Origin of the sequence: Immundisolibacter sp., assembly GCF_050250495.1 — a bacterium.
GTDB lineage: Bacteria > Pseudomonadota > Gammaproteobacteria > Immundisolibacterales > Immundisolibacteraceae > Immundisolibacter.
In genome coordinates this window covers 1-22,732 of sequence record NZ_JBFWOM010000009.1, presented here as the reverse complement: position 1 = coordinate 22,732, position 22,732 = coordinate 1, and the positions used below count along the sequence as shown (strand labels likewise).

The following is a 22,732-nucleotide window of genomic DNA, read 5'->3' as shown; positions in this document are numbered from 1 at the left end:
CCCCTCTCCTACTCCCCGTACTCAAACCACCACCGCATGCTCGAACTGCGCGACCTGGCCGCGGCGCGGTCCAACACGGTGCTGTTCCGGCGCCTGAACGCGCTGCTGCACGCCGGCGAGGCGCTGCGCGTGGCGGGGCCGAACGGCGCCGGCAAGACCACGCTGCTGCGCATCCTGTGCGGCCTGACCGAGCCCGCCCGCGGCGCGGTGTGCTGGGATGGCACGCCGATCCGTGAGCTCGGCGACGACTACCGCGCGCGGCTTGGTTTTCTCGGCCACCAGGAAGGCCACTTCGGCGACCTGACCGCGCACGAGAACCTGGCACTGGCCGGCGCCACGGTGACCACCAGCGCTGTCACGGCCGTGCTCGAACGCGTGGGTCTTGCGGCGCTGGCGAGCCAGCCGGCACGGCTGCTCTCGCAAGGCCAGCGGCGGCGGCTGGGACTCGGCCGCCTGCTGCTGCGGCCGACCACGCTGTGGGTGCTGGACGAGCCGCTGACCGGCCTCGACCGTCAGGGCGTCGATCTCGTGTCGCACCTGCTGGCCGAGCACCTCGCCGGCGGCGGTCTGGCCGTGCTCACCACGCACCAGGATCTGCCGGGGCTCGACGGCGTGCTGCGCGAGCTCGACCTCGGGGCTTCGGCATGATCGGCCAGGTATTCCGCCGCGAACTGCTGCTCGCCTGGCGCCGGCCGGGCGACACGCTGCTGCCGCTGACGTTCTTCGTCATCGTCGGCAGCCTGTTCCCGCTTGGCGTTGGCGCGGAGCCGGCGTTGCTGCGCGCCATCGGCCCGGGCGTGGTGTGGATTGCCGCTGTACTCGCCACGCTGCTCGGCCTGCCGCGCCTGTTCGCCGCCGACCAGCACGGCGGCGCGCTCGAACAGCTGCTGCTGAGTCCGGCGCCGCTCACCGCGCTGGTGGCGGCCAAGATCGCGGCGCAATGGCTCACCTGCGGCCTGCCGCTGGCGCTCGCCGCACCCGTGCTGGCGCTGGGCTTCGGGTTAAACTTTTCGGACCTCGCGGTGCTGTTGGCGGGCCTGCTGCTCGGCACACCGCTGCTGCACTTGCTCGGCGCCATCAGCGCGGCGCTGACGCTGGGGCTGCGCGGCGGCGGCGCGCTGCTGGGTTTACTCGTACTGCCGCTGTACGTGCCGGTGCTCATCTTCGGCAGCGGCGCCGTGCAGGCTGAGGCACTCGGTTTTGGCGCCGGCGCCAATCTGTCGCTGCTGGCCGCCATGCTGGTGCTGGCTTCCGTGTTTGCGCCGTTTGCCACCGCCGCCGCGCTGCGCATTTCCCTGGACTGACCGCCCATGTTCGGCCCGACGCTCGACCGCCTCGCTGCGCCCAAGTTCTTCTACCCCTTCGCCGGGCGGCTGCTGCCGTGGCTTGGCGTGCTCGCGGCCGTGCTGCTGGTGATCGGCGCCGGCTGGGGGCTCGCCGTCGCGCCGGCCGACTACCAGCAGGGCGACAGCTACCGGATCATGTTCATCCACGTACCGGCGGCGTGGCTGTCCATGCTGACCTACATGGTGCTGGCCAGCGGCGCGTTCGTGTTCCTGGTGTGGCGCATCAAGCTCGCCGACATGCTGGCCAAGTGCTGCGCGCCGCTCGGTGCCGCCTTTACCTTTCTTACGCTGGTGACGGGCTCGCTGTGGGGCAAGCCGATGTGGGGCACCTGGTGGGCCTGGGATGCGCGCCTGACGTCGGAACTGGTGCTGCTGTTCCTGTATCTGGGCCTCATCGCGCTGCGCGGCGCCATCGACGAGCCGCAGCGCGCCGGCCGCGCCACAGCGCTGCTGGCGCTGGTCGGCGTGGTCAACATCCCGATCATCCACTTCTCGGTCGAGTGGTGGAACACGCTGCACCAGCCGGCCTCGCTCACGCGCATGGACGGGCCGGCCATTCATCCGGCCATGCTGACGCCGCTGCTGCTGATGATCGCGGGCTTTACCGTGTACTTCGCGGCCGCGCTGCTGCAACGGATGCGCTGCGAAATCCTGGAGCGCGAACGCGACGCCCGCTGGTTGCTGGAGCTCGACGCACCATGACCGACTTCCTCGCCATGGGCGGCTACGGCGCCTACGTGTGGCCGAGCTATGCGCTGGCCCTGCTGGTGCTGGGCCTGAATGCCTGGCTGCCGTGGCGCCGCCATCGCAAGCTGCAACGCCAGCGTCAATCCGACCCCAAGCCATGAAAACCCGCCACAAGCGCCTCGCCTTCATCTCGGTGGCCGTCATCGCGTTAGTGGCCGCCGTGCTGCTGGTGATGAACGCCTTTCGCGACAACCTGGTGTTCTTCTTCAGCCCGACCGAGGTCGCCGCCGGCAAGGCGCCGGCCAAGGGCACATTCCGCCTCGGTGGCCTCGTGACGCAGGGATCGGTGCAAAAAGGCCCGGGACCGCTCGAACTGCGCTTCACGGTGACCGATCTTTCCAGGGAAATGCGCGTGCACTACGTGGGCCCGCTGCCGGACCTGTTTCGCGAAGGCCAGGGCGTGGTGGCCGAAGGCCGCCTCGGACCGGATGGGGAGTTCCAGGCCGCCAAGGTGCTGGCCAAGCACGACGAGAACTACATGCCGCCCGAAGTCGCCCAGGCACTCGAAAAATCCGGCGCCTACAAGGCCGGGCATCCCGCAGGCAAGCCGTGACGCCCGGCGTGCTGCCGCCTGAATGGGCGCCGCAGGCAGCGGTGATGCTGACCTGGCCGCATGCGCACGGCGACTGGGCGGACACGCTGGATCAGACCGAAGCCGAGTTCGTCGGCTTTGCCGCCGCCATCGCCGCCCGCGAGCCGCTGATCGTGGCCTGCCACGACGCCGGCCACCGCCATCACGTGGCGGGCCTGCTGGCACGCGCCGGCGTACCGGCATCGCGGCTCACGCTGGCGATCGCACCCTCCAACGACGTGTGGGTGCGCGACCACGGCCCGCTCACGGTGCTGCGCGGCGGCCGGCGCGTGGCGCTCGATTTCCGCTTCAACGGCTGGGGCGGCAAATACCCGGCCGGGCTGGACGACACCGTGACGGCCGTGCTGGCCGCGGCGGGTGCGCTCGGTGAAATAGGCCTCGAAGCCCTGCCGTGGGTGCTGGAAGGCGGCAACATCGAGGTGGACGGCGAAGGCACGCTGCTCGTCACGCGGCCGTGCCTGATGAGCATCACGCGCAACGACCCTGCCGCTGCCGAGGCCCTGCTGGCGGCGCTGCCGGCGCTGTTCGGCGTGAATCGCATCCTGTGGGTGGACCGCGGCGACGTGCTGGGCGACGACACCGACGGCCACATCGACACGCTGGCGCGGTTTTGCGACCCGGCCACGCTGGCCTACACCTGCGCCGATCCGGCCGATGCCGAGCAGCACGCCGCGCTCGACGGGCTGGAAGCCCAGCTCACGGCCCTGCGCCGCGCGAACGGCCAGCCCCACCGCCTGGTTCCGCTGCCGGTGCCCGCGCCGATGTACGACGACGGCGGCCGCCGCCTGCCGGCCAACTACGCCAATTTCCTCATCGTCAACGGCGCCGTGCTGGTGCCGACCTACGGCGACCCGAACGACGCGCTGGCGCTCGACCGCCTCGCCGGCTGCTTCCCGGGCCGCGACATCGTGCCGGTGCCGGCGCGTGCCATCGTCGGCCAGAACGGCAGCCTGCACTGCGCCTCCATGCAGATTCCGGCCGCGCCATGAGCAAACTCACCGTCGCCTGCGTGCAGCACGCCTGCACGGATGACCACGCGGCGAACTTAGCCACGAGCGAAGCCGGCATCCGCGCCGCCGCGGCGCAGGGCGCGCGGCTGGTGTTGCTGCAGGAACTGCACCGCACGCCGTACTTCTGTCAGGTGGAAGACCCGGCGCTGTGCGATCTGGCCGAGCCCATCCCGGGCCCGAGCAGCGAGCGCCTCGGCGCGCTGGCGCGGGAGCTTGGCGTGGTCGTCGTGGGTTCGCTGTTCGAGCGGCGCCTGGCCGGCGTGTACCACAACACCGGCGTGGTGCTGGACGCCGACGGCACGCTCGCCGGGCGCTACCGCAAGATGCACATCCCGGACGACCCGGGCTATCTCGAAAAGTTCTACTTCACGCCGGGCGACGGGCCGTTCGCGCCCATCGACACCGCCGTCGGGCGCCTCGGCGTGCTGGTGTGCTGGGACCAGTGGTACCCGGAAGCCGCGCGCCTGATGGCGCTGGCCGGCGCGGACCTGCTGCTGTATCCCACCGCCATCGGCTGGGACCCGACTGACACGCCGGACGAGCAGGCGCGCCAGCGCGAGGCGTGGATCACCATCCAGCGCGCCCATGCCATTGCCAACGGCCTGCCGGTGCTGGCCTGCAACCGGGTGGGCCTGGAACACCAGCCCGGCGGCCCGGCGGCGGGCAACCTCTTCTGGGGCAGCAGCTTCATCGCCGGGCCGCAGGGCGACCTGCTGGCGCAGGCGCCGAGCGACGCGCCAGCCGTGCTGTGCGCCACCATCGATCTTGCGCGCGGCGAGCAGGTGCGGCGCATCTGGCCGTTCCTGCGCGACCGGCGCGTGGACGCCTACGCCGACCTCACGCGCCGCGTGCGGGACTAGCCCGCGCGCGCGGGCTGCTCGCTCACGGCGCCGGCGGCGCCTTGCTCGCCGGCGGCAGCGTCGAAATCAGGGCGCTGCGCCCGCGCTTGAGCTGGCGCTCGACGAGCGTGGTGAACCGCTTCGCATCCGCCTGCAGGCGCAGCACGTCCTTGCCGGCCGGCAGGCGCACCTGTCCGTAGGGCTCGTTGGTGACCAGATCGCGCCCCAGGTTCAGGACGCGCACCGCCTCGGGCGGCGTGCTCTCGGCGGCCGGCTCGACGATGGCCAGATGACTGCCGGCCGACACGGCCAGGCGCGATTCGAGCCGCTGCGGCTCATCCTGCCCCGGCTTGCCCCGGATCCGCGCGAAGTCCACGTACCACACGCCGATGGCATAGCTCACACCCGGCTTGCGCCCCGCCACGGCCTGCGCCAGGGCCGCGCGTGTCTCGCCGAGCGCGGCATCACTGCCGGGCCGCTTCGCGGCCGGCACCTGCGCCAGCGGCGCGCCGCTCGGCGCGAAGTAGAGGTAATCGCCACCGCGCGCCGGCGCCGGGAGGCTGCCCGCGCCTGCCAACGGCGCCGCGACTTCCGGGTTCAGCACCTCGTAGCCGGCCTGCGCGAGGTCCTGCAACAGCGCCACGTAGGCCGAATCGGTAATCGCCTGCATGGTCTTCAGCGGCACGCCGCCGAGTTCGAGGCCAGGCGCGCCGGCCTCGCCGTCGGCATCCGCGCTGGTGCGAAACGCCAGCCGGAAATCCAGCACGAACAGCGGCCCGCGCTGCGCGTCTTGTGGGGCCGGCGTTGCCGCGTCTTCGGGTGGGGCGGATTGAGCCGGTGGCGGCGCCTCCTTTACCTCGACCGCGGGCGACGGCGGCTCGGCGGGTGTCGCCACAGCGGGTACCTGCACCGGCGTACCCCTCCCGGACGCCGCGTCGGGCGCTGTGTCCTTCGCGGGCGTTTGCTGATCGGGGGTCGCCGGCGCGGCGGGCGCCGCCGGCTCCGGTTGGGCTTCGGACGCCGGCTTCGCCTCGGCGGTCGGCTGTTTCTCGGACTTCGATTGCTGTGCGGTGGCCGCGGCGACATCGGCCATGCGGCAGCCCCGTTTCAGGAACATGTCGACCAGGTATTCCTTGCGTGCCCGGGCCGACGCCAGGCGCGCCTCGGCCTCACGCCCGCGGCGGCCCAGCACGTCCTTGGCAATGTCGCCGAACACGCTGCCGAACGGCAGCACCTTGGCCACGCCGGCCACCACCTCGCCGGTGCGCGAGCGGGTGGCGCTCTCGGTCGCGCCGCGCAGCGCCCCCTTGTCGCCGCTGTGCGAAGCGAGGATGGCGTCGAGTTCCTCTACCTGCGTCGCGATCTGCACGCAGTCGAGTTCGTTGTCGCCCATCTGAACGCGCTCGATGATGCCGGTGTCCTGCGCCGTAGCGGCGGTGCTCAGGCACAGCAGGAGCGCGAGCGAGAGTGCGCGTGATGGGTGTTTCAGGTTCACGGAGAGGGTTACTGGGATCGCCGGTCCACGCCTTTGACCACGCGGGCACGGCTTGGATCGCGCACCCGATGACGCCGGGCGCCTAGGCGGTAAGGAGGAGCCGTTATTCTGGCAGAACCTGCCCCGGCTGCCCCGCGACGACCGGCTCAGGCGGCGGTGAGCCCTTCGCGCCGGTAGGCCTCCGCCAGGACCTGCGGCTGCGCCCACGCGTTGATGTCTACCTCGCGTTCGAGGTAACCGTGCCGGTGCAGGAAGTCGATCTGCACCCGCAGGCGGTGGCGCATGGCGTCGTTGAGCGACGGCCACACGGTGGCGTGGTACTCGCCGCGGTAGGACGCCGCCACGTCCTGCGGCTCGACGCCGATCTCGGCCGCCCAGATGCGCGTGGTGGCCGCCTTGTCCTGCGCTGCCCGGGCGGCGCCGCGCAGCAGCACCTGCAGGTAGCGCGTGACCAGGTCCGGCGCCACGCGCACCACGTTGCCGCTGATGGTGACGATGCGCGGGTTGCCGTTGATGACGTGATCCGGGTCGCGTGCGTCGAGCAGGTCGTAGATGCAGCGCAGGCGGTCGCCGAACAGGCGCAGCAGGCGCGCCGGCTGCACGTTCTTGGTGAACACCACGTCCACGCGGCCGTCGAGCAGGGCGCGGGTTTCGTGGTCGAACATGGTCGCCTCGAAGGCCTTGCGTCCGGCGCCGGCGTCCGGATTCGCGGCCTCCTTGAAGTCGTTGTCGATGACGGTGTCGACGAACTGCACGTCGGCCGCCGTCATGCCGTGCTCGGCGAGCGCGCAAAGAAAGCCGCGCTCGGTGTTGGCGCGCATGAAATCGGTCAGCAGTTTCGGGTGCAGCGGCAGCGAGCAGCGCCGGCCGGCGAGGTCCGTGAAGCGCTGGATGTCCGAATCGGCCCGCACCAGAAACGCCAGCGAGTCGCGCACGAAGGTGAGCCCGAGCAGCGCCGTGTCGGCGCCACGGCTGCGCGCCCAGATGGGCGGCACGGCGCCGCCCTCGCGCACCGAATCGTCGAGGTGATGGTCGAAGTGCGACTTCAGCATCTTGTCGCGGCCGAGTTCCTTGATGTTGCGAAACGCGACCGTGCCGTCCGCGAACTCGGCGTCGAACAGACCCGTTTCGAGCGCGACGCCGGTGGCCGTGGCAACCGGGCAGCGCGTGTACCACAGCGTGCGGGGCATAGCGGTCAGTCCCCCAGAAATGACAGCTTCGGCGCCTGATCGCCCTCCGGGCCGAATTCGTCCCGCCGCGGCACGAACACGCTGACCAGCACCACCTCGTCGGTCAGGAACTCGCCGAGGTGCTCCTTGAAGGCCGGGATGAGAATCGTGTCGCCGGCGCGCAGGACGATGTCCTCGCCGTCGATGCGCAGCCGGCACTCGCCGGACAGCATGACGGTCACCTCCTCTTCGTGGCAGTTGAGCTGGGTGGGGATGTCCGCCGCCGAGCGCATCTTGTACAGCGCCACCGAGCAGCCCTGCCCGTGCAGGTGCTTGAACTCGAACTTGCCGGGGATGACCGATTGCAGGCGGTCGTCGTCGTGGCGCAGCACGCGCGCGCGGTCGGTCATTAGTCTCCTCCTGCATTTTCAGCCCGCTTGAACGCCTGTTTACCACACCCGGCGGGTGGTATCGTGCGCCGCTCAACCCGGCCGCACACGAGGAGCAACGCCATGGTCGATTACACCCGCAGCGAAGCCAAAGCCTGGGCTCGCGCCCACATGATCAAGTCCACCAACGCGGTACCGACGCCGTTCAAGGCCGATTTCAGCCTGGACCTGCCGCGGCTGGCGAGCCACGTCGACCGCTGGGCGAGCGAGGGCCTGTACGGCCTGATGACCGGCGGCAACACCGCCGAGGCCTGGAACATGACGCCCGCCGAGTGGTGGCAGTACAGCGAGACCGTGGCCAAGGCGAACAAGGGCCGCATGATGCTGACGTCCGTGATCCTGGACCCGTCGCCGTTCACGGTGCTGGAGAAGGCGCATCGTCTGGCCGAGCTCGGCTTTCATCTCATCGAGGTCATCAACCCGGTCATCCAGTTGCGCTCGGATGCGGATCTGTACGGCTTCTACAAGTACCTGTCCGACCACAGCCCGCTCGGCATCGTGCTGTACAACACGCCGACCGCCGGCGTGGTGCTGAACCACGGCCTCCTGAACCGCCTGGCCGACCTCGAAATGGTGGTCGGCATCAAGAACGGCCTGCTGAACCCGGCCGACACGATTGCGCTGCGCAAGCACACCGGCGACCGCATGGTGGTCACCGAGCCGATGGAGTCGTTCTATCTGTGGGATTCCATCGTGCACGGCGGGCAGTGCCTGTTCGGCACCTGCGAGTACGTGATGTTCGGCAAGCAGCGCGACACCTTCGTGCGTGCCATGGAACTGGCCGACGCCGGCAAGTTCGACGAGGCGCTGCCGCTGTACCGCCAGCTCGACCCGGTCCGCGACCTGATGAACGACATCTTCGTGTGGAACATCGTGCGCAAGAACCAGTACTCGCTCGCGCCGATCAAGTACTGGTTCGAGCTGCTCGGCATGCCGATGGGCCCGTGCCGCCCGCCGCTCGACGCCTACGCCGACGAGGCGATGAAGAAGACCATCCGCGAGGGTCTGCTCAAGCACGGCGTGATCGACAGCGTGCCGGCCGCCGCCGCGGCGTAAAGCCTTCCCCGGTACGGCGCCGGGTGGCGCCGTACCGCTCTAGCTGCGCGAGTACACATGCCCGGTGTCTGCGACCCCATCCTGAGCGCCGAGCGCGTGGCGGCGATGAACGCCGCCGGCCTGTGGCGAAACGAGCTGCTGACTGATCTGCTGGACGCGCTGGCCGACCGCCATCCCGACCGGCTCGCGGTGGCCGACCACAACAGCATGACCGGCGTGGCCACGCGCCTGTCGTATCTGCAATTGCAGCACCGCGTGGACCGCATCGCGCTGGGCCTGGTGGGCCTTGGTGTGCAGCCGGGCGACGTGGTGGCGTTTCAGTTGCCGAACTGGTGGCAGTTCATCGCCCTGCACCTGGCCTGCCTTCGCATCGGCGCGGTCAGCAACCCGCTGATGCCGATCTTTCGCGAGCGCGAGCTGGGCTACATGCTCGACTTTGCCCAGGCCCGCCTGATGGTCGTGCCGCGCACGTTTCGCGGCCACGATTACGCCGCCATGCTGGCCGGGCTGCGCGGCCGGCTGCCGGCGCTGGAGCGCGTGCTGGTGGTGGGCGGCGAAGGCGAAGACAGCTTCGAGCGCACGCTGATCGAACGGCGCTGGGAGGATGACTTAGACGCCGCTGCCGAGTTCGCCCGCCGCCGGCCGGACCCGAACGACGTCATCCAGCTGCTCTACACCTCGGGCACCACGGGCCAGCCGAAGGGCGTGATGCAGACCTCCAACACGCTGCTGGCCGGCGTGCGGGCGTACGCGCAGGGCATCGAGCTCAGCGGCGCGGACGTGTGCTTCATGGCCTCGCCGCTGGCGCACCAGACGGGCTTCATGTACGGCCTGATGCTGCCCGTCGTGCTCGGCACGCACGTCATCCTGCAGGACGTGTGGGATGCCCGGCGCGCCTGGGACACCATGCAGGCCGAACGCGTCACTTTCTCCATGGGCGCGACGCCGTTTCTGGCCGATCTGGTGAGCGCGCCCAATGCCCCTGCTCCGGCCGACTGCCGCCTGAAGCAGTTCGTCTGCGCCGGGGCACCCATCCCGCGCGTGCTGGTGCAGGCGGCGATCGACAAGCTCGGCATCCGCGTCAACTCCGCCTGGGGCATGAGCGAGTGCGGCGTGGTCACCATGACCGGCCCGGACGATGCGCCGGATGCGGTGTTCAACAGCGACGGGCGAGCGCTGCCCGGCATGGCCGTGCGCGTGGTGAATGGCGACAACCGGCCCGTGTCGGCCGGCACCGAAGGCAAGCTGAAAACCCAGGGCAGTTGCCTGTTCGTGGGGTACCTGAAGCGCCCCGAAGCGCACGAGGTGGACGCCGAGGGCTGGTTCGACACCGGGGATCTCGCGCGCATGGACGCGGACGGCTACATCCGCATCACCGGCCGCGCCAAGGACATCATCATCCGCGGCGGCGAGAACATCCCGGTGGCGGAGGTCGAGGAACTGCTCTACCGCAACCCGGCGGTGCAGGACGCCGCCATCGTCGCCATGCCGGACGCGCGTTTGGGTGAGCGGGCCTGCGCCTTCGTGACGCTGAAACCCGGCGCCGAATTCGACTTCGACGCCATGACCGACTGGCTCGCCACGGCCGGCGCGTCGCGCACCTACTGGCCGGAGCGGCTTGAAGTCGTGCCCGACCTGCCGCGCACGGCCAGCGGCAAGATCCAGAAATTCGAACTGCGCGCGCGGGCCAGCCGCTTTGAATAGACACCGGCATCGCGGTCGCGCCTTGCGGGGCACACGCTCGGACGCCGTCTGAAACCCGACGTCCAATCTTCATGCACTGCCAAGCCCAATCCCCTGACGTAGCGATAAAGTTGCGGTCACTACAGCCGCGCGCGGAACGCTGTGCTATAAAGCCTCAAGGCTGGCAGCGGGAGGTCGATAATGCTTGCGGAGCAGCGCGAGTTTGAAACTCGCAGACAGCGGCTTAACCGTTTGGTGTTCGCTTGATTCGCAATATTTTCCGCCAGCCAGTACCGCCCTTGCTCGGCTTGGACCTGAGCAGCTCGGCCGTTCGGGTTCTTGCCCTCGGCGAGGTCTCTTCGGGATTCCAGGTAGAGGCCTGCATGGAAGGCCTCCTGCCGCAGGGTGCGGCCCTGGACAGCGCGGCCAACTCAGCGGAACTCGTGATCCAGGCAATCGCCGATGTGGTGAGACGTTCTGGAAGCAAACGCAACCAGGTTGCCATCGCGGTTCCCGGATCGCTGGTGATCAGCCGGCAAATCAGCATGCCGGTCGAGTTCACCGACGCGGATATCGAACAGCAGATCAACCTCGAGTCCGACCAGTTCATCCCTTACCCGCTGGATGATGTCTACTTCGATTTTGTTGTGCTCGGTCCGAATGCCCGTAATCCTCAAACAGCCGATGTGCTGCTAATTGTCGCCCGCAATGACGTCATTGACCGCCGCGTCGAAGCCTTGGCGAGCGCCGGTCTCAGCGCTGCGGTAGTCGACGTTGAAGCCTATGCGCTTGAATCGGCCTTCCCGCTGATTGCCTCCAGCTTGCCGCGGGCAGCGCGTGACGGTATCACGGCGATGGTTGACGTCGGCGGCACGTCGACAACGCTCAATGTCCTCCAGAAAGGCGCCACGGTGTTCACGCGTGAGCAGTCGTTCGGCGGCGAACAATTGCTGTTGCAGCTTCAGGAGCGCCATGAGATGAACGCGGCTGAAGCACGGGCCGCAATCGACTCCAACAACTTGCCAGGTGATAGCGAAGCCATGGTGCTGGCCCCGTTCATGGATTCACTGGCAAGCCAAGTCGGCCGCCTGCTGCAAGTATTCTTCTCGGCAACCGGGGAAACCACCCTTGACCAAGTGGTGCTTAGCGGGGGCTGCGCGGGTCTGCCGGGGGTTGCCGATGTGGTCGGGCAATACCTTGGCATCGACACCCGGATTGGCAATCCTTTTTCAAGCGTGCAGTTCGCGTCCGGGCTCGACGCCGCCCGATTGCGAGCCACTGGCCACGCCTGGATGATTGCGGCCGGCCTTGCCATGCGGAGTATGAGCGATGTCTCGCGTTAACCTCCTGCCGTGGCGACGCGCCCAGCGACAGCGGCGGCAACGTGAATTTCTTACCATGCTGGGCGCAGGCGCCATCGGCGCCGTGGCGCTCGTAGCGGTGGGCGAACTGATCGCCACTGGCCTGGTCAACGGTCAAGAAGCAAGAAACGATTTGTTGCGCTCCGAAATCGCGATCCTCGACGTGAAAATCCGCGAGATTCGCGACATTCAGGCGCAGAAGACAAAGCTGCAAGCCCGCATGGACGTCATTCAGGAGCTTCAGACCTTACGCCCTATGCCGGTGCGCTTGTTTGACGCACTTGCGCGCAGCACGCCGGAAGGCGTCTTCCTCACCAATTTCGGGCAGAACGAAACCACCCTCAGCTTGCAAGGGTGGGCGCAATCCAACGCGCGCGTCTCATCCTATATGCATGAGCTCGACGCGTCGGACGAATTCAATCCGTCCACCCTTCGGGTTGCGCGCGCCGGCGAACATCGAAGCATGCACGCCAGCCAATTTGACTTGCAAGTTCCCCAGCACATCGCCAAACCCGAGCAGCCGAAATGACCTTGGACGATCTGCGGAAGATTGATTTGCGCAGCATCAACCTGCGCGACATCGATGTTGGTGCAGCCGGGGAATGGCCGGCAATCGGCAAGACGTTGGCAATAGTGTTGGTCGGCATTGTGGTGGTGTTCGCGGGCTATCACTTCGTAATCCGCAAGACGCTTGAGGATCTGGAAGGCAGGCAGCAGGCCGAGAGGCAGCTGCGGCAGGAATTCCTTACCAAGTATCGCCAAGCCGTCAACCTGGAGGCGTACCGCGAGCAGCTGGCGCAGCTCAAGGAGAGCTTCGAGGCGATGCGTCGGCAGCTGCCCGACAGCAATGAGATCGCCAACTTGTTGGTCGAAATCACCCAGGCCGGCCTCGGACGCGGGCTCGAATTCAAGCTATTCCAGCCCGGCGAGCCGAAGCCGTCCGGGTTCTACGCAGAACTCCCGATCGCAATCGAGGTCACCGGCAGCTACCACCAACTTGGAGAATTTGCAAGCGACGTGGCTGGTTTTCCGCGCATCGTGACCTTGCACAACCTGACGATGGTCCCCCAGGGCAAGGACACCGACCTGCTGGTGCTGAGGGGTACCGCCAAGACTTACCAGTACCTCGAGGAGGACAAGCCTTGAGCGGAGGACGCACCACATTAATCGGACTGACCTGTCTCGTGCTTGCCGGGTGCAGTTCCAAGGATGCCGAACTGAAAACGTGGATGGACCAGGTCCGCGCGGAAGAGAAGGTCACCATCGAACCATTGCCGGTGTTGAAGCCGTACGAGCCTTTTGTCTACAAGCGCGACGAACTCAAGGACCCCTTCCTTGACACCTTGACCGAGCAGAAAACCGAAAACGTGGCGGACGCCGGTCTGGACGGCGTGCGCCCGGACCTCAATCGGCGCAAGGAAGCCTTGGAGGCCTACCCCCTGGACGCGCTGCGGATGGTCGGCACACTTGCGCGCGGCGACAGCCTGTGGGCACTGATCCAGGCCCCCGATCAGACAATCAGTCGCGTATCGGTCGGCAATTATCTCGGCGAGAACTATGGACGAATTACTGACGTCGCCGACAGCCGCGTGAACTTGATGGAAATGATTCCTAACGGAACCGGCGGCTGGACGGAACGACCAGCCGCGGTAGAAATCGTGGAGCAGTAGCGGCATGACGATGCCCAGGGAGATCCGGCACATGAAACCTCGTCACACCCCCGCTCGGCGGTGGGTCACCGCCGCTATTGCAAAGGCGCTGGCGGCGCTGCTGATCCCGATAAATGCCTACGCCGTGGCATTGACGGGCATGAACTTTGCCGCGACGCCGACCGGCGGCGTTCAGCTGCAGGTGCAGGCCGACGGTGCACTTGCACCGGGCCGGGCGTTCCTGATCAATGATCCGCCACGTCTGGTCATCGACCTGCCGGCCACCGACGCTGCCTTGCCGGAACGCACCAAGAACGTCGATATCGGGCCCGTTGGCACCGTGGTGGTGGTCCCCGGGGAAGGGCGGACCCGCTTGGTGGTCAATCTCGTCGAGACGGTGAAGTGGTCGATGACCACCGCTGACAACACGCTGCTGGTGATGCTGGATGCGCCTGGCGCGATTCCATCGGCCGCACGCAGCCCGACACCAGCGCCTGCGCCCATGGCGCGCTCCGCAGGCCCGCGGCTAAGCAGCATCGATTTTCACCGGGGCGACCGCGGCGAAGGCCGCATTGTGGTTGGCTTGTCGTCCCCTGACGTGCAGGTCAACACCCGCCCCCAGGGCGGCCGCGTGGTGGTCGAGTTCAGCGGCGTGGGCCTGCCGGCCGAGCTCAGCCGTCGGCTCGACGTCACCGACTTTGCGACGCCCGTCACGCGCGTGGAAACGCGCCAGTACGCCGGCGGCGTGCGCATGGAAGTGGCGACCGGCGGCGCATTCGAGCACCTGGCCTATCAGGCCAACGGGCAGTACACGCTGGAAATTTCACCGGTGCGCGACGACCCGGCCGCCCAACGCAACGTGAAGAAGGCCTATTCCGGCGAGCCGATCTCGCTGAACTTCCAGAGCATCGAAGTGCGCGCGGTGCTGCAGTTGCTGGCGGATTTCACCGGAAAGAACCTGGTGGCGGCGGACACCGTGGCCGGCAACATCACCCTGCGCCTGCAGAACGTCCCCTGGGACCAGGCGCTCGACATCATCCTCACCACCAAGGGCCTCGGCAAGCGCGAGGACGGCAACGTGATGTGGATCGCGCCGGCCGAGGAAATCGCGGCCCGCGAACAGGCCGAATTCGAGTCCCGGCAGAAACTCGAAGAACTGGCGCCGCTGTATACGGAATTCATGCCGGTCAACTTTGCCAAGGCCAGCGACGTGGCGGCCCTGCTTAACAACGAGGATCGCAAGGTTCTCACCGAGCGCGGCAACGTGACGGTGGACGAGCGTACCAATACGCTGATCATCAACGACACCGAGAGGAAGCTGGCCGAGATTCGAGACTTGATGAAGGCGCTCGACGTGCCGGTGCGGCAGGTGCTGATCGAGTCGCGCATCGTCAACGCCTCGACCAATTTCGGCAAGAACCTTGGCGTGCGGTTCGGCGCCAGCGATACGCGCGACATCGCCGGCGGGACCACCGCCGTATCCGGCAATCTAAACGGCACGACGCAGTTGCTGAACGGCGAGACGCTCGAAATGAACGACCGCCTGAACGTCAACATGCCAGCTTCGCGTCTGCAAGGCGTCCCGTTCAACCCGACGTCGATTGGTCTTGCCATCGCCAAGCTGCCGTTCGGGCGATTGCTGGAACTCGAGCTGTCCGCCCTGCAGGCGGAGGGTGAAGGCGAGATCATCTCGAACCCGCGCGTGGTGACCTCCAACCAGAAGGAAGCCATCATCTCGCAGGGCACCGAGTTCCCATACCAGGAAGCATCAGCAGCCGGCAACACGAACACCGAGTTCAAGGAGGCCGTGCTGCAGCTTAAGGTCACGCCGCAGATCACGCCGGATGACCACATCATCATGGACATCGCGGTCAACAAGGACGCGCTCAACACCACCGCCACCAACAACAACGGCGAGCCCGCCATCGACACCCAGAAGGTGGAGTCGCAGGTGTTGGTCAACGACGGCGAGACCATCGTGATCGGTGGCATCTACGAACAGACCAAGGCCAACAACGTCGTTCGCACGCCGTTCTTCGGTGACCTGCCCTACGTTGGCAGGTTGTTCCAGAACAGGAGCAACACCAGCGAGAAGAAAGAGCTGCTGATCTTCGTGACGCCCAAGATCATCCGCGAGGGCATGGCGGTCGCCAATCCCTGAGCGGTGTGTTGTCCATGGCCCGGCGCAGCGTCTTTCTGGTGGGACCGATGGGGGCCGGCAAGACCACGGTCGGCCGGCGGCTGGCGCAGAGCCTCGGACTCGAGTTCCTCGACAGTGACGAGGAACTCGAACGGCGCACCGGCACCACCATCCCGATCATCTTCGAGATCGAGGGCGAGGCCGGCTTCCGGCGTCGCGAGCACAAGATCCTCACCGAGCTGACAGCCATGTCCGGCATTGTGCTGGCGACCGGCGGCGGGGCCGTACTGCTGCCGGAGAACCGCGAGCTGCTGCGCAGCCGCGGCACGGTGGTGTACCTGCGCACGTCGGTTTCGGAGCAGATGCGACGGACGCGGAACTCCACCCACCGCCCCTTGCTGGCGACCCCGGACCCGGAAGAGCGGCTGCGCCAGCTGGCGCTGGAACGCGAGCCGCTCTACGAGGCGGTGGCGGACATCACGGTCGAGTCGCCGGGGCGTAAAGTGACGGCCACCGTGGCCGAGGTACTGGATCGTTTGGCGGATGCGCACTTTACAACTCGACCTGGCTGACCGCGGCTACCCCATCCACATCGGCTCGGGCCTCCTGTCGGAGCCGGCTCTTTACCGACCTTACATTCGCGGCCGGCGGGTGGTCGTCATCAGCGACAGCCACGTGGCGGCGCTGTACGGCGAGCAGGTCTGTGCAGCACTCACCGATTTCGACCCGCGGCTGCTGACGTTTGCAGCCGGCGAGCCCTCCAAGAGCCTCGACACCTACGCCCTGCTCGCCGATCAACTGATCGCCGGCCGTTTCGACCGCCGCGTGACGCTGGTCGCGCTCGGTGGCGGCGTGGTGGGGGACATGACGGGTTTCCTGGCCGCGACATTCCAGCGCGGTGTCGATTTCATTCAGGTGCCCACCACCCTGCTGGCGCAGGTGGACTCGTCGGTCGGCGGCAAGACCGGCGTCAACCGTCCGGGCGGCAAGAACCTGCTCGGTGCCTTTTACCAGCCGCGCTGCGTGCTGGTGGATACGGCGACGCTGGCCACCCTGCCCCGCCGTGAACTGGTGGCCGGCTTGGCGGAGGTCATCAAGTACGGGCTGATCGCCGACGAGCCGTTCCTCACCTGGCTGGAACAGGCGCTGCCTGCCCTGCTGGGTGGCGACGAGACGGCCTTGCAGCAGGCGATTTACCGCTCGTGCGAGATCAAGGCCACCATCGTGGCCGCGGACGAGCGCGAGTCCGGACAGCGCGCGCTGCTGAACCTTGGCCATACGTTCGGGCACGCCATCGAGGCGGCGACCGGCTACAGCGCCTGGCTGCATGGCGAAGCGGTCGGTCTCGGCATGCTGATGGCGGCGGCGCTGTCACAGCGCCTCGGCCGCTTGCCTGCGGCGGATTGCGCGCGCGTGGCCGCGGTGCTGAAACGCGCCGGGCTGCCGACACGCCTGCCCGGCGACATCGACACCGCAACGCTGCTCGGCTTCATGGCCGGCGACAAGAAGGTGCTCGACGGCGAGCTGCGGCTGGTGGCGCTCGATGCCATCGGCCGTGGCGTGATCGTGAGCGGCGTAGCGCCCACGCTGCTGGCCGACGTCATCAACGCCGCACACGCGTCGGAGACCGCCTGATGCCGCTGGCCGCCTACGCGGCCCGCGACGACAACTGCCGCGGCCGGCGCCATCCCGAACCACCCCCGGGCGACCGCACGCAGCACCAGCGCGACCGCGACCGCATCATCCACTGCGGCGCGTTTCGGAGGCTGGAGTACAAGACCCAGGTGTTCGTGAACCACGAAGGCGACATGTTCCGCACGCGCCTCACGCACACGCTCGAAGTGGCGCAGATCTGCCGCTCACTGGCGCGCTCGCTGGGTCTGAACGAGGCGCTGGCCGAGGCCATTTCGCTCGCGCACGACCTTGGCCACACGCCCTTCGGCCACGCCGGCCAGGACGCGCTGAACGCCTGCATGACGCCGCACGGCGGTTTCGAACACAACGTGCAGTCGCTGCGCACGGTTGACGTGCTCGAACAGCGCTACCCGGGCTTCCCCGGCATCAACCTCACGTTCGAGACGCGCGAGGGCATCCTCAAGCACTGCACGCGCGACATCGCAGCCAAGCTCGGCGACGTTGGCGAGCGTTTCCTCAACGGCGGACAGCCGACGCTGGAGGCGCAGCTCACCAACCTCGCCGACGAGATCGCCTACAACTCGCACGACCTCGACGACGGCCTGCGCGCTGGCATGCTGAGCTTCGAGCTGCTGTGCGAGGAGTCGGCGTCCTTTCGGGACCACTACGACGCCGTGCGCCGTGACTTCGGCAGCCTGCCCGGCCGCGTCGGCCAGCACGAGATCATCCGCCGCATCATCAAGGCACAGATTGCCGACCTGCGCGGCACCAGCGCCGCGCGCCTGGCTGCGGCGGGCGTGGGCAGCCTGCAGGACGTCCGGTCCGCCACCGGACCGCTGATCGCCTTCAGCGACGCCATGCGCGCCGACAACGACCAACTCAAGGCGCTGCTGAACCGCCGCGTGTACCAGCATTACCGCGTGCGGCGCATGACCAGCCGCGCCCGCCGCGTGGTGACGGACCTGTTCGGCGCGTTTCTGAACGATCCCCTGCTGCTGCCGCCGGACACGCTCGAGCGCGTCGAGCAACGCGAAGCCCAGCGCGGCCTGCGCGGTCGCGCCCGGGCGGTGGCCGACTACGTGGCCGGCATGACGGATCGCTACGCGCTGGCGCAACATGCGGCCTTGTTCGGCAGCGTACCGAACCCGTAAGCGTCCTTCGCGGGGACTCGCCGCGGGGCGCGACGACAACATCACCCGAGGAGAAGGCCCATGCGCGTACTGATCACCGGCGGCACCGGCTTTATCGGCGCCGAAGTGGTGCGGCAACTGGTGGCCGAGGGCGGCCACGCCGTGACCGCCTTCCACGTCAGCGGCTCGCAGCGGCGCCTGGCGGACGTGGCGGATCGCATCGCGCTGATCCGCGGCGACGTCGGCAACTTCAGCCACGTGCTGGAGGCGGTCAAGGCCGCCCGGCCGGAGGCGATCTTTCACCTGGGCGCGATCCTGTCGACGGCGTCGGACCTCGATCCGTCGGCCGCCATGCACGCCAACGTCAACGGCACCTTCAACGTGCTGGAGGCGGCCCGCCTGCTCGACGTGCCGCAAGTGCTGTTCGCGAGCAGCATCGGCACCTACGGCCTTGGCATGACCGGCGAGCACATCGACGACCTCACCCTGCAGCGCCCGCTGTCGTTCTACGGCACGGCCAAGCTGTTCGGCGAGGGCGCCGGCAATTTTTACAGGCACCGTTACGGGGTCGACTTTCGCGGCATCCGCTTTCCGGGCATCTGCGGCCCCGGCGTGCGCACGCCGGGCGCCGCGCAGTTCCACTCCTGGGTGGTGGAGGAATGCGCCCGCGGCCGGCCGTACACCATCGAGGTCGCCCCGCACACGCGGGTGCCGATCGTGTACGTGAAGGACGCGGCGGCCGGCGTGCTGGCGCTGTCGCGAGCCCGGCGCGAGCGGCTCACGCAGTTCAACTACCTCATCAACGGCGTGCCGCCGACGCCGAGCGCCGAGCAGCTCGCCGACGCCGTGCGCGCCCGCGTGCCGGGGGCGCGCATCGAGTTCAAGGTGGATGCCAAACGTCAGGCCTTCGTCGACCGGTTGATGAAACCCGTCGACGACCGGTTTGCGCGCGAGGAATGGGGCTGGAATCCGACCTACGACACGGGCGCCATGCTGGACGATTTTCTGGCTGACCTCGCCGCTCACCCGGAGCGCTACCCGGACTGAGCGCCCTGCCCCGCCGCCACGCGGCGGGGCGAGGTCGTTGCCGCTTCAGGCGAGGCCGGCGCCGTCCAGGCGCTCCAGCTTCACCACCTCGCCGAGCGGCTTGCGGTAGCCGCGCGGCGTGGCCGGCGGGGTGCCGCGCCCCATCACGATCAGCATGGCCGGGATGTAGTTGTCGCCCAACCCGGCGACCTCGGCAACGGCCTGCGGGTTGAAGCCGATCATGGCGCCGGTGTCGAAGCCGCGCGCCTTGGCGGCGTACATCAGCGTCATCGTGGCGAGGCTGGCGCCGCGGATGGCCTCGTCGCGCGCGAACTGCGCATTGCCGCCGTACATCTGCGCGGTCATGCCGATCATGCGCCCGCGCATCGGCTCCGGCGCCTGCGCGAACACCGTCGGCGCATCGTTGTGGGCGTCGAGCTTGGCGCACACCACAATCGCCGCGCCGCAGTTTTCCACCTGCGCCTGGTCCATGGCCGCGGCGCGCAGGCGCTTTTTCTGCTCCGCCTCGCGCACCACCACGAAGGCCCACTGCTGCAGGTTGAACGCACTCGGGGACAGGATCACGTCGTCGAAGATGGCCTTCAGGTCCGCGTCCGTCACCGGCTGCGAGAGGTCGTACTCGCGCACGCTGCGCCGGGCCTGCACCAGGTCGGAAAAGTTCATCATCGAATCCTCAGGAGGGTTGGGAAGAAGGTCCGCTGGGCGGCGGCACCGGCCGGCGCGCCAGCACATAGAAACTGGCCGAGCCTAGATAGCCGGCCGCGATCAGGCCGTAGATGGCCACGTAAGACTGGAAAACATCGTACACGGCGGACGCGATCACCGGCCCCAGACCCAGCGCCACCAGCTGCACGCTTGCCATCAGGCCGGCAATGCGCCCGAAGGCGAAGCGCCCGAAGTAGTTCGACAGGATGAGGCCGGTCAGCGAGCCCTCGCCGCGCACCAGCAGACCCAGCACGGCGGACAACACCAGCGCGCCGGTGCCGCTGTCCACCGTCAGCAGCAGCAGGATGCCGCCCGCCGCCAGCAGTTGCGACACGATCGCCAGCAGCCGCTCGGAGAAGAACTCCGACAGATAGCCCCACACCACGTTGGCGAGCGCGCCGGTGAGCGCAAGGATGCTGACCGCCGTTACCGCCTGCACCTGCGACACGCCGCGGCTTACGAGATAAATCACGTGATAAAACACCACGGTGCCGTTGGCGGCGATGGCCACCACAGCCGCGCCCATAAGCAGCCGCAGCGCGCGCGTGCGCAGCGCCTGCGTCAGCGTCCATGGGTACTCGTCGCCAGTCGGCCGCGGCCGGCGGCCGGGCTTGGTCGTGCGGTCGGCAACCGGGCCGCCGTCCGGCAGCAGCCCGATCGCCTCCGGACTGCGCCGCAGCAGCATCCACGCCGGCGGCACCACCGTCACGACCGCGAGCACCCCCATGGCCGTGAACAGCTCGCGCCAATCCCAGCCGTGCCGCTGCGCCCAGGCACCGGCAAAGGCCATTGCCGCGCCGCCGAGCGGCACCGACATCGACGCGATGCCGAGCGCCCGGCCGCGGTAGTGCAGGAACCAGTGCACGGCAATCGCCCGCTGCGCCGCGCCGCCGAGCGCCCCCTGCGCCGCGCCGCGCGCGAGCATGTAGCCGAGATAGAACACCGCGAGGTTCGGGCTCCAGCCCATCAGCAGCAGCCCGGCCGCCATCACCAGTGCCGCGACGCCCATCAGCAGACGCGGCCCGCGCCGGTCCACCCAGGCGCCGGCCAGCGGCGAAACGAGGCCGCCCGTCAGGGTGCCGGCCAGCAGCGCACTCGAAATCGCCGTGTGCGTCCAGCCGGTATCCTCGGTGATGGCCAGCAGCACCGAGCCGATATACATCTGGCTGCTGCCGGCGGAGATGAAGCCGCCGAACGAGGCGACGGCCAGCACCATCCAGCCGTAATAGAACCGCCCGCCGAGGCGGGCCACGAGACGATCGGACACGGACTCCCCTGTGCTGGGCTGCAACGGCGGTGCCGCTGCGAGCCACGTTTATGCCATGACCGGCGCCGCCGTCAGTCGCTCGCCAGGATGGCCAGCGAAATCGACAGCGTCATCAGCCCGGCGCCGCAGGCGCGCAGCAGGTACTGCCGGCGCGTCAGTTGCTCCATGCCCTCCAGCCCCACGCGCGTGATCAGCCACACCACGCCGACCGCGAACAGCCCGCGCGCGCTCTGCACGATGTTGACCATGGTGGCCACCTTCGCCAGCGCGAAGGAGCCCATCAGAAACACCCCGCCCAGCAACTGCACCGAGCCGAACACCAGCAGCCCGCCGGCAAAGCGGCGATTGATGCGCCAGCGGCCCCGCAGCGCCACCGCCGCGAACGGCACCAGCAGCAGCGCCGACACCACGAACAGGTACACCATCACCTCCAGCGTGCCGAAGCCGGCCCGGAACAGGCGCACCAGAAAAATGTCCGTCAGCGCGTAGCAGAAGGTGGTGAACAGCATCAGCGCCAGCGCCCGCGGGTTGCCGTGCAGGCGGCCGTCACCAAGCAGGAACATGCCCACCATGGCGCCGATGCCGCCGGCGTACACCAGCGGGCCGTAGGTCTCGGCCAGGAACAGCGCCGACAGGCCGGCGATGAAGAAGATCTTGAGCCCGATCAGCGGCACCACGAACGACGCATCGCCGATGCGGATGGCCCGCAGCAGCGCCACGTAGCCGAGCGCGAAGCAGCCGCCGGCACCGAGCACGTCCAGCCACGCGCCGGACGGATCGCTGAAGCGGACAAACGGCAACACCACGCCGCACAGCAGCCCGGTGCTGAACAGGCTGTAGAACGCCACCTGCGCCGGGTGGTCGGCCAGCACGTACAGCCGCTTCGAGTACACGGAGCTGAAGGCGTGGATAAAGGCGGCGAGCAGCGCCACCAGCACGTAGCTTTGCATGGGACCCTTGTCACCTTCGCTTCGGTCGGTGTAAAGCACCCCGACGAGTTGTTGTCATCGCGGGTGAGGCGGCGAGTGTATGCGACGAGGCCCTGCCACCAGCGCCAACTGCGACGCTGCTGGACGCGGCTCCCGCGCCACTGGCGTGGGCCAAGGCTAGGCGCTTCCGGCAAGCCACTGCCAGCAACCGCTCGCATCGCCTGACGTCTTACCTATCGACTGGGAAAAGGGAGTTTTCACGCAAGTAACTCTAATGACCCAGTGATTTTCTGCTCAGGTATAACCTCACGAGGCAATACCCGATGAGCATCACGACGGAAGAAGACATCAAGCGCTGCGACGTTACCCCCTGATTGAGTAGCGCGGAGGCTTAGAGTCCGACTGAGACCGAAGGAGGTCGGACGTGAAGAAGCGGTATAGCGAAGAGCAGATCATCGGGTTTCTGAAGGAAGCGGACAGCGG

The 22,732-nt window shown here is 68.1% G+C and carries 24 protein-coding genes; 18 read left to right on the top strand and 6 right to left on the bottom strand.

What is annotated here, in order from left to right; all coding sequences use genetic code 11:
• Positions 1-36: 36 nt before the first annotated feature.
• From ccmA to AB7F93_RS08065, 7 genes are read left to right on the top strand one after another with little or no spacing between them, the layout of a single operon-like run.
• On the top strand, positions 37-648 hold the full coding sequence (gene ccmA / locus AB7F93_RS08095) for a cytochrome c biogenesis heme-transporting ATPase CcmA (protein WP_428302391.1): 612 nt from the start codon (positions 37-39) through the stop codon (positions 646-648).
• The gene (ccmB, locus tag AB7F93_RS08090) at positions 645-1,304 is read left to right on the top strand and encodes a heme exporter protein CcmB (protein ID WP_428302390.1); all 660 of its coding nucleotides are present in this window, start codon (positions 645-647) and stop codon (positions 1,302-1,304) included. Before ccmA ends, ccmB begins: the two co-directional genes overlap by 4 nt.
• A gap of 6 nt (positions 1,305-1,310) precedes the next feature.
• Positions 1,311-2,048: a heme ABC transporter permease gene (locus AB7F93_RS08085; protein ID WP_428302389.1), complete on the top strand. Its 738-nt coding sequence runs from the start codon at positions 1,311-1,313 to the stop codon at positions 2,046-2,048.
• The gene (gene ccmD / locus AB7F93_RS08080) at positions 2,045-2,194 is read left to right on the top strand and encodes a heme exporter protein CcmD (RefSeq protein ID WP_428302388.1); all 150 of its coding nucleotides are present in this window, start codon (positions 2,045-2,047) and stop codon (positions 2,192-2,194) included. Before AB7F93_RS08085 ends, ccmD begins: the two co-directional genes overlap by 4 nt.
• Positions 2,191-2,646: a cytochrome c maturation protein CcmE gene (gene ccmE / locus AB7F93_RS08075; protein ID WP_428302387.1), complete on the top strand. Its 456-nt coding sequence runs from the start codon at positions 2,191-2,193 to the stop codon at positions 2,644-2,646. Before ccmD ends, ccmE begins: the two co-directional genes overlap by 4 nt.
• An 8-nt stretch (positions 2,647-2,654) precedes the next feature.
• Complete coding sequence (locus AB7F93_RS08070) at positions 2,655-3,674, top strand: agmatine deiminase family protein (RefSeq protein ID WP_428302386.1); 1,020 nt, start codon at positions 2,655-2,657, stop codon at positions 3,672-3,674.
• Positions 3,671-4,555 carry a carbon-nitrogen hydrolase gene (locus AB7F93_RS08065; protein ID WP_428302385.1) on the top strand — a complete coding sequence of 295 codons (885 nt, stop codon included), beginning with the start codon at positions 3,671-3,673 and terminating at the stop codon, positions 4,553-4,555. Before AB7F93_RS08070 ends, AB7F93_RS08065 begins: the two co-directional genes overlap by 4 nt.
• 22 nt (positions 4,556-4,577) lie before the next feature.
• On the opposite strand, the gene AB7F93_RS08060 is transcribed toward AB7F93_RS08065, so the two are convergent.
• From AB7F93_RS08060 to AB7F93_RS08050, 3 genes are all read right to left on the bottom strand, one after another.
• Positions 4,578-6,029 (bottom strand): hypothetical protein, encoded by a 1,452-nt coding sequence (locus AB7F93_RS08060; protein ID WP_428302384.1) that lies wholly within the window; start codon positions 6,027-6,029, stop codon positions 4,578-4,580.
• A 146-nt stretch (positions 6,030-6,175) separates the two neighbouring features.
• Complete coding sequence (locus tag AB7F93_RS08055) at positions 6,176-7,219, bottom strand: ABC transporter substrate-binding protein (RefSeq protein ID WP_428302383.1); 1,044 nt, start codon at positions 7,217-7,219, stop codon at positions 6,176-6,178.
• A gap of 5 nt (positions 7,220-7,224) precedes the next feature.
• Positions 7,225-7,608: a cupin domain-containing protein gene (locus AB7F93_RS08050; RefSeq protein WP_428302382.1), complete on the bottom strand. Its 384-nt coding sequence runs from the start codon at positions 7,606-7,608 to the stop codon at positions 7,225-7,227.
• Positions 7,609-7,710: 102 nt separating this feature from the next.
• Here AB7F93_RS08050 and AB7F93_RS08045 point away from each other — a divergent pair, with 102 nt between their 5' ends.
• From AB7F93_RS08045 to AB7F93_RS07995, 11 genes are all read left to right on the top strand, one after another.
• A complete protein-coding gene (locus AB7F93_RS08045) occupies positions 7,711-8,703 on the top strand; it encodes a dihydrodipicolinate synthase family protein (RefSeq protein ID WP_428302381.1) in 993 nt (330 codons plus the stop codon).
• 57 nt (positions 8,704-8,760) lie between these two features.
• Positions 8,761-10,407: an AMP-binding protein gene (locus tag AB7F93_RS08040; RefSeq protein WP_428302380.1), complete on the top strand. Its 1,647-nt coding sequence runs from the start codon at positions 8,761-8,763 to the stop codon at positions 10,405-10,407.
• 287 nt (positions 10,408-10,694) lie between these two features.
• On the top strand, positions 10,695-11,729 hold the full coding sequence (pilM, locus tag AB7F93_RS08035; RefSeq protein ID WP_428302379.1) for a type IV pilus assembly protein PilM: 1,035 nt from the start codon (positions 10,695-10,697) through the stop codon (positions 11,727-11,729).
• On the top strand, positions 11,716-12,276 hold the full coding sequence (locus AB7F93_RS08030) for a PilN domain-containing protein (protein ID WP_428302378.1): 561 nt from the start codon (positions 11,716-11,718) through the stop codon (positions 12,274-12,276). Before pilM ends, AB7F93_RS08030 begins: the two co-directional genes overlap by 14 nt.
• A complete protein-coding gene (locus tag AB7F93_RS08025) occupies positions 12,273-12,893 on the top strand; it encodes a type 4a pilus biogenesis protein PilO (RefSeq protein WP_428302377.1) in 621 nt (206 codons plus the stop codon). Before AB7F93_RS08030 ends, AB7F93_RS08025 begins: the two co-directional genes overlap by 4 nt.
• On the top strand, positions 12,890-13,417 hold the full coding sequence (locus tag AB7F93_RS08020; RefSeq protein WP_428302376.1) for a pilus assembly protein PilP: 528 nt from the start codon (positions 12,890-12,892) through the stop codon (positions 13,415-13,417). The genes AB7F93_RS08025 and AB7F93_RS08020 overlap by 4 nt, the downstream gene beginning before the upstream one ends.
• A gap of 31 nt (positions 13,418-13,448) precedes the next feature.
• Entirely contained in the window at positions 13,449-15,557 is a 2,109-nt protein-coding gene (pilQ, locus tag AB7F93_RS08015) for a type IV pilus secretin PilQ (RefSeq protein ID WP_428302375.1), read from the top strand.
• 14 nt (positions 15,558-15,571) lie between these two features.
• The gene (gene aroK, locus AB7F93_RS08010) at positions 15,572-16,108 is read left to right on the top strand and encodes a shikimate kinase AroK (protein WP_428302374.1); all 537 of its coding nucleotides are present in this window, start codon (positions 15,572-15,574) and stop codon (positions 16,106-16,108) included.
• On the top strand, positions 16,080-17,171 hold the full coding sequence (aroB, locus tag AB7F93_RS08005; RefSeq protein WP_428302373.1) for a 3-dehydroquinate synthase: 1,092 nt from the start codon (positions 16,080-16,082) through the stop codon (positions 17,169-17,171). Before aroK ends, aroB begins: the two co-directional genes overlap by 29 nt.
• The gene (locus tag AB7F93_RS08000) at positions 17,171-18,322 is read left to right on the top strand and encodes a deoxyguanosinetriphosphate triphosphohydrolase (RefSeq protein ID WP_428302372.1); all 1,152 of its coding nucleotides are present in this window, start codon (positions 17,171-17,173) and stop codon (positions 18,320-18,322) included. The genes aroB and AB7F93_RS08000 overlap by 1 nt, the downstream gene beginning before the upstream one ends.
• A 60-nt stretch (positions 18,323-18,382) precedes the next feature.
• The gene (locus AB7F93_RS07995; RefSeq protein ID WP_428302371.1) at positions 18,383-19,348 is read left to right on the top strand and encodes an NAD-dependent epimerase/dehydratase family protein; all 966 of its coding nucleotides are present in this window, start codon (positions 18,383-18,385) and stop codon (positions 19,346-19,348) included.
• Between the two features lie 45 nt (positions 19,349-19,393).
• Here the strand turns inward: AB7F93_RS07995 and AB7F93_RS07990 are convergent, their stop codons facing one another.
• The 3 genes from AB7F93_RS07990 to AB7F93_RS07980 form a co-directional block, all read right to left on the bottom strand.
• Positions 19,394-20,011, bottom strand: coding sequence for a nitroreductase family protein (locus tag AB7F93_RS07990; RefSeq protein WP_428302370.1), 618 nt, complete (start codon positions 20,009-20,011; stop codon positions 19,394-19,396).
• A 10-nt stretch (positions 20,012-20,021) separates the two neighbouring features.
• A complete protein-coding gene (locus AB7F93_RS07985) occupies positions 20,022-21,320 on the bottom strand; it encodes an MFS transporter (RefSeq protein ID WP_428302369.1) in 1,299 nt (432 codons plus the stop codon).
• A 71-nt stretch (positions 21,321-21,391) separates the two neighbouring features.
• Positions 21,392-22,270 carry an EamA family transporter gene (locus AB7F93_RS07980; protein ID WP_428302368.1) on the bottom strand — a complete coding sequence of 293 codons (879 nt, stop codon included), beginning with the start codon at positions 22,268-22,270 and terminating at the stop codon, positions 21,392-21,394.
• Positions 22,271-22,732: the final 462 nt, after the last annotated feature.